The organism is Paenibacillus sp. 01T422, assembly GCF_056398785.1.
The window spans coordinates 1-6,501 of the sequence record NZ_JBFTQB010000540.1 but is presented as its reverse complement, the minus strand read 5'-3'; the positions used below and the strand labels follow the sequence as shown (position 1 = coordinate 6,501).

Annotated in this window: 6 protein-coding genes; all 6 read left to right on the top strand. The window is 41.4% G+C overall.

From position 1 onward, the window contains the following. The first annotated feature begins 90 nt into the window (after positions 1-90). Entirely contained in the window at positions 91-1,680 is a 1,590-nt protein-coding gene (locus AC1DUA_RS25320; RefSeq protein ID WP_477502399.1) for a DUF5050 domain-containing protein, read from the top strand. A 25-nt stretch (positions 1,681-1,705) separates the two neighbouring features. Then, positions 1,706-1,924 carry a DUF7716 domain-containing protein gene (locus tag AC1DUA_RS25315; RefSeq protein ID WP_477502400.1) on the top strand — a complete coding sequence of 73 codons (219 nt, stop codon included), beginning with the start codon at positions 1,706-1,708 and terminating at the stop codon, positions 1,922-1,924. A gap of 383 nt (positions 1,925-2,307) precedes the next feature. Beyond that, positions 2,308-3,567: an ankyrin repeat domain-containing protein gene (locus AC1DUA_RS25310; protein WP_477502398.1), complete on the top strand. Its 1,260-nt coding sequence runs from the start codon at positions 2,308-2,310 to the stop codon at positions 3,565-3,567. A gap of 390 nt (positions 3,568-3,957) precedes the next feature. Then, positions 3,958-4,245: a hypothetical protein gene (locus AC1DUA_RS25305; RefSeq protein WP_477502397.1), complete on the top strand. Its 288-nt coding sequence runs from the start codon at positions 3,958-3,960 to the stop codon at positions 4,243-4,245. Between the two features lie 301 nt (positions 4,246-4,546). Then, positions 4,547-6,124 carry a DUF5050 domain-containing protein gene (locus AC1DUA_RS25300; protein WP_477502396.1) on the top strand — a complete coding sequence of 526 codons (1,578 nt, stop codon included), beginning with the start codon at positions 4,547-4,549 and terminating at the stop codon, positions 6,122-6,124. Between the two features lie 174 nt (positions 6,125-6,298). After that, the coding region (locus tag AC1DUA_RS25295) for a hypothetical protein (protein ID WP_477502395.1) at positions 6,299-6,501 on the top strand (203 nt) is incomplete at its 3' end.

The window sequence follows — 6,501 nt, the reverse complement described above, 5'->3', positions numbered from 1 at the left end:
GTATGTATGCAACTTTTACAGCTCTGTTGCGTCTACTTATTCGTGGTATATGGATTTATTTTCCAAATAATATTATGAGGAGCTGATGTGATGAGAAATTGGAAAAAGATTTGCCTTCTTAGTCTAACGACTTACGTATGTTGGATGATACTCCCGGATGAAAGCCAAGCAGCAGAGACCAGCGTGAAAGTGACGCTGCCCCATTTTCAAGTCAAGCTGAACGGGCATGTTGTAGACAATTCATATCGGCAGTATCCACTGCTCGTTTATAAGGACATTACGTATTTCCCGATGACCTGGTCGGATAGCCGGCTTCTCGGCCTCGTGTCCAACTGGTCTGCAGAGAACGGGCTGGCGATTCAAAAAGACAAAGTAACTGCTACCTATGATACATATGAGACGAATCAGAAGAACGCCTCAAGCAATAAAGCTTCGATAGCCTCGTTTGGCATTAGCATAAATGGTCAGAGGATTGATAACGCAAAACAGGATTATCCACTATTGACTTATAAGGATGTAACTTATTTCCCTTTAACCTGGGAATTCGCTCATGAGCAATTTGGCTGGAACTATGCGTGGGATGCAGCTGAGGGTCTGGCTATTAATTCTGACAATCCACAGCTAGAGCCGATCGGTTTGCCGGCTGAAGCTGGTGAGAACAGCGTCGCTCTATATAACGGCTATTACTACTATACGCTGACCCGTGGCAGCAAGAATGAAATTTATCGAGCGCCAGTTAGCGATTTAGCTGCCACAGAGCTTGTGTACACGTATGATATTGAAACTGCTTATGGCTTGCAAAATATGATGGGCTTTCAGATCAGAAATGACGATGAGCTATGGTTTACTTTTCATTTAGGCGGCGCCATTATGGGTCACGATGAATATGGCAGGATTTATCCGGATGGCCACGCGTCGCTCGAACACGTAGGTTATTTGGATTTTGAGGATTCGCCGATTGGCACTGTTATTGTGGATTATTCCGTGCCTCCGAGCCGCAATAATTTGAGGCTTGTCCGCCCGGGAAGCTCAAATGAAGCCAAATCGATCGGAGATCCGAATTTTTTGTATGGATGGCATGCACCGGATGGCGGCGCGACAAGCTTTGCAAGAACTGCATCATCGGCAGTCAGGGGCAACGATGTTTATGTCATGGCGTCCGAGATTGGATTTGCCAACAATATGAGTAATTATATTTTCAAAATAGATGTAACGTCGAATCAGACTGTCAAAGTGGTCCAAAACGCCATCACCCAATTTGCTGCGAGAGGAACTCAGCTTTACTATATCAAAAAGGATGACAGTTATGTGTATAGCTCCAATCTTGATGGAACGAACGAGCGTAGGTTGTCGTCTCGTTCAGCCTCCAGCTRGAATATCAGCACCGATGGCAGCTTCTATTACTTATCTCGTGACGAGCAAGGACTCAGTCATCTGTTCAAAGCCGAGGCAGATGGCGTTGACAAGCAAATTCTACCGGAAGCGCTGCAAAGTGTTCAGGTCGTGGAGAATTGGTTGATCTGCAAGCCTTTTGATGTTGGCTATGATGGATTTATTCTATTGGATCCATCTGGAAAGCTGTTGACGAAAGTGGCGAAATCAGTTTCCAGCATTTTCGCTCATGATGGTCAGATCATCATGACGATGGCGGACGATCGCTCGGTTGTTTTGTTGAAGTAGCACGGGCGCCCAGCGACGCTCATACATCAACAAAACTACTTTAAGGAAATGGCAGAGTTTTCAGGATATTCAAGGTGTAGTTGCTAATGCAAACCAGCAACGTCCGAAATGTTCGGAATTCGATTTGCTTAGAGCATTTTTGTATTATTATGAGCACGATGCTTTTATCACATTTTCTGATTTATTTGATTCAACTAACGCAGAACGTTTGTTCAATCACGACATGACGGCATCTGGTATATGATCGGTTGCCGTTTTCCATTAAAGTAACGGGCAGTAGAGCGTGGTGGTAGCTTGAGTTTAAGCTACCACTTTTTTCAATTGTATTGGAGTTATATGCAACTATCAGTGTATTTGCAGCGTCTAAACAATTGGGATYATTTGTTATTTAAACGAGAAGGAGTGATGGTGAATGCTCTTAGAAGAAGAGATCGTTTTATTTCTGAGAATAGGGTTGCTGGTTGTAATGATTCCTATTTTAGTGCTTGTGATTAGTTGGACGTTAAAATTTAAAAGGCAGATACGGGTGGTTTTTGAACCATCTAATATTGTTTGATGACACAAATAAGTAATATGACGCTTTTGGACTATGTGGGCTTTAGTTTATCTAGGAGGATGAAGTATACATTGAAAAAAATAGTGATTGGGATGATTTTAGGTGCTGGTATTACATTATCTACGGCTGTCTATGCATCTGATGGTATTCAAGCTATTAAGTACCAAGTGAAATTTCTGTTTAATGGGGTTGCTAAGCAAATGGATAGTGAATACACAGTTCTAAATTATAACGGACATGCTTACGTGCCAATCCGTTTCGTTGCTGAAAGTATGAGAGCCCAAGTGGAGTTCAATGAGAATGAACAGCAAATCTCCATAAAGTACAGTACGCCAATAGAACAGCTTCAAACGCGAATTGAGATGACTGCCCTCAAATTATTTGAAACGGCAGGGCACGGGGATCTGACCGAGACTAAAAAACAAGTCGATGCGAYAGCAACAACCGATCGGACCGATCTCAACCTAGTATTTCTTCAGATTTTCAAAATGGCGCATATGTTTCAGGACAATCCGCATGTTGCCGATTTAGTCGACCTATTAATTCAAAATCAAGCCGATTTCAATATCGTCGATGACTCCAATGGCTACACACCGCTGCATTATGCTGCGGAACGCGCCATTTATTTAACGGAAAGTCTTCTGGATGCTAAAGCCAAGGTTAATGTAAGTGCTAATGGAATGACCCCACTCATGCAAGTAGCGAGCAAAAAACAGCTTGGTTTGGTTAACAAGATGCTTGCGATGGGAGCCGATCCGAATTTAGGCGGGGGAGCTCTGCTTTCGGCGCTTCATCCTTTTGCCAATTCTGGATTAACTGATGAGAGTGTCCAAATTGCAAAAAATCTTATAGCATATAAAGCCGATGTGAACGCTGCGAACGCGGATGGTGAAACGGCGTTGTTAGCAACTGTGAATATGAGTACGCCACAATCACGGCAAATTGTTCAGTTGTTGCTTGAGAACGGTGCAGATCCCTTAATAATGCCGAAGAGTAATTGGTCGGGAATTACTCCGCTTATGAGAGCGGTTAATCCTTACGGCAATGACTCTGTTCAGGGTATTTATACAATGGTAGAAATGTTGATCAATGCCAATGCGGATGTCAATGCAGCCGATGAGAAAGGCAATACAGCGCTATCTTACGCCGTGGAATTCAATCAGCATTCAATGGAAGGAAACGTCGAGGTAATCCGATTGTTGTTGAGTAATGGAGCGAAGACACAGACGAAAGACAAGAATGGAGTTACACCGGTTGATAAAACTAAAAATATTGTGGATGAGAAGCTAAGGGGTGAAATCGTTAGACTTTTCGAGGGGCAGTCGACATAGTGTTGATTCTTTGTTTATGACGCAGCAATAAAACCATTCAAATCATGGGGAAAACGGAATTATTAAGTTGAGGGATATAAAAACGGGTGACTCTCAATATGAAATTTCGTTGAGTAAAGATCACAAGGCATCCAGAGTAGTATGGGAACGCTGTAATAACGGAAGCTTTCATATAGCGGTTATCGTTTAATAATCAAATCTACGATATTGAATAAGGAAGAAAATAAATAGGCACTGGTTAATCAAGAGGAACTGCAATAGGTAATGTCCATGGTTCATCTGTTTTGTTGTATCATTTACAATTAATTCTTTTATGTAGAAGTTGAATTATAAAATCAATTTAGATTTTCAGATCCAAGTTGAATAGTCATATTAAGGAGGATACGATTTATGAAAGAATGGTGTAAATATCTTATCGTTTCTATATTAGCTTTGGGCATTTTGCTTTCAGATACTGCGCCAGCTGTACAGGCGGCTAACAATAAAACTGTGAGCACCGAAATCCCCGGATTTGCGGTCTATTTAAACGGGATGAGAATCTATTCACCCTCCTCGCCTTTTCCCATACTATTCTTTGCACACGATGCCTTCAACTTGAACATTAATTTCTCCACGGGTGGTGGTTTGAGTATCATAAGAGAAGGCGCTCCAATGACATCCCAACCTGTCAGATATTAATATGCCTTTACCTAGTCAATTCAGATAATAAAGACGTCTTTCACTTGGTTTACAATGAGCAATGAAAGAGGTCTTTATATTAAAAATTAATTGGTTTAAATTAACCGCCTTTTCATGGTTGAAGGCCATTTTTCTTTATCCTGATGTCATAATTATAACCAATGACTTATGTCGGGGGATTATTGAACTAACGGACAGATTGGACCTGGTAATAGATAATTTGATGACAAACCTCCTTAGCGGCTCACACAACTTTTTACAATTTGTTACCGTCTAGTTATTTGAAAGGAGATGAAGCACGATGAGAAAGAAAATTATTGGATACTCGGTCTTTTTTTCATTATGTATGAGTTTATTGATGCCTTCGGGGAGCACTCTAGCTGCAGGCGTGAGTGTTACGCTGCCAGGCTTCGAGGTAAACTTGAACGGTCATACGGTTGAAAATCAGTTCCGAGAATACCCGCTCTTGGTTTATCGCGATATCACTTACTTTCCAATGACGTGGTATGATACTAGACTGCTTGGCTTGGAAGCAAATTGGTCACCAGATGAAGGTTTGAACATCAAGCAAAAACAGGTGACCTCTTCATATGTGCCATATAATTCAGATCATCGTAATGCGGCTACCTATGTAGCTGAGGTGCCCGCATCGACTGTTTCGATAAACGGTAAAGAAATTGACAATACAAAAGAAAAGTATCCCTTGTTAAGTTTCCGAGACGTCACGTATTTCCCTATGACATGGCGCTTCGCGCATGACGATTTCGGATGGGATTACAATTGGGACAATACCAGCGGACTTAGTATCACGTCCCATAACCCACAGATGAATAATGTCGATCTTCCAGCATATGCCGATAAGAATGATGTCGCCCTTTTCAAGGGTTATTATTATTTTGTCGAGACAACTGACACGACGAACCATCTGTATCGGGCTCCTGTGGAGAAGCCGTCCGACAAGGAAGAGATTTATTCCTATAACTTTGGAACCTCAGATAGGTTGCCAAGGGTATTATCCTTTCAAATCCGTGAGAACACGCTCTGGTTTACCTATCACCTTGGAGGAGGTGTAACGGGTAGCGACAAGTTCGTGAAAATCAGTGACGACGGGAAAGCTGAGTTGATGCTCTCAGGATATTTGGACTTCCACGACACGCCTGACGGCACGTTGATTGTTCTTCAAGGCGCTGCGGCATACGAAAGAGGCAACTTGTATTTGTTACTACCAGGGCTGAATGGAACAAACCGTAAGAGTGTCGGAGATCCAGGCGTGTTATACGGCTCTCATGTCACATATAGCGGAGATATTGAAGACGTTGCAACTACTTTCTCGACATCCGTAATCGGAGACGATGTTTACGTGCTAGCATCACACGTCCAATCCGACGTAAATAAAATTTACAAAATCAACCTGAAAACGAATAAAAGCACTATGATCGTCGACACAAGTGTCAACTGGTTCCGAATTATCAATAACAACCTATACTATGTAAAAGATAAAGACAAAGCTTTGTATTCGTCTACGTTGGACGGGACGGGTGAAATGAAACTGTCCGACAATACAGTGTCATGGTTTGACAGCATCAACGGCAACGTATTTTACACAACCAAGAAGGATGGTAATCTATACGAGCTTTATAAAGCTGATTCGAACGGGGGAGATCCACTCGTATTGACAACGCCTGTCGTCAGCGTAAAAGTGTTGAATGGGTCGCTCGTGTGCAAGCTTAGCGAAAACGATGACTACGGACTTATACTGCTAGGTGGTTCAGGTGGCTTGGTGCTTGAAGTAGCGGAAACTATCTCGCGTATACTCACGTCCGACAATGGAATATTAATTCAATCCTCTAGGGATTCATCCATCAAATTTATTCATTGAACGTATTTTTAGTATTTGCTAAGTTAATTCACTAATTTTTGGTCAATATCCTGATCAGTCGTGATTTCCGCTAACGTAAGAACAATAATGTTTAATAAGCCCTGAATAAGCGACATGAATATTGCGGTAGAAACCGCCGTAGCGACCGATCTTTTAAGGTGGGGATGAAAAAAAATGAATATTAATGAAAATTTCATGAGAAGTATATTAATACTTTTTATTTTTATTATTCTTTTTTGCTTTGCGTATAAGTATGTTTATTGGTTCAATTATGACAGATTAGAATCAAATCAGTTTAATAATATGAATGAACAGCCAATTTCATATACTCCAATGGTTAAACCAAAGGAGTCTAATACATATATTGATGATATTGT

What these genes read in the sequence shown, in the direction of transcription:
- AC1DUA_RS25305 (WP_477502397.1), top strand. Translation starts at nt 3,958, where the DNA reads ATGAAAGAATGGTGTAAATATCTTATCGTTTCTATATTAGCTTTGGGC.
- AC1DUA_RS25300 (WP_477502396.1), top strand. Translation starts at nt 4,547, where the DNA reads ATGAGAAAGAAAATTATTGGATACTCGGTCTTTTTTTCATTATGTATG.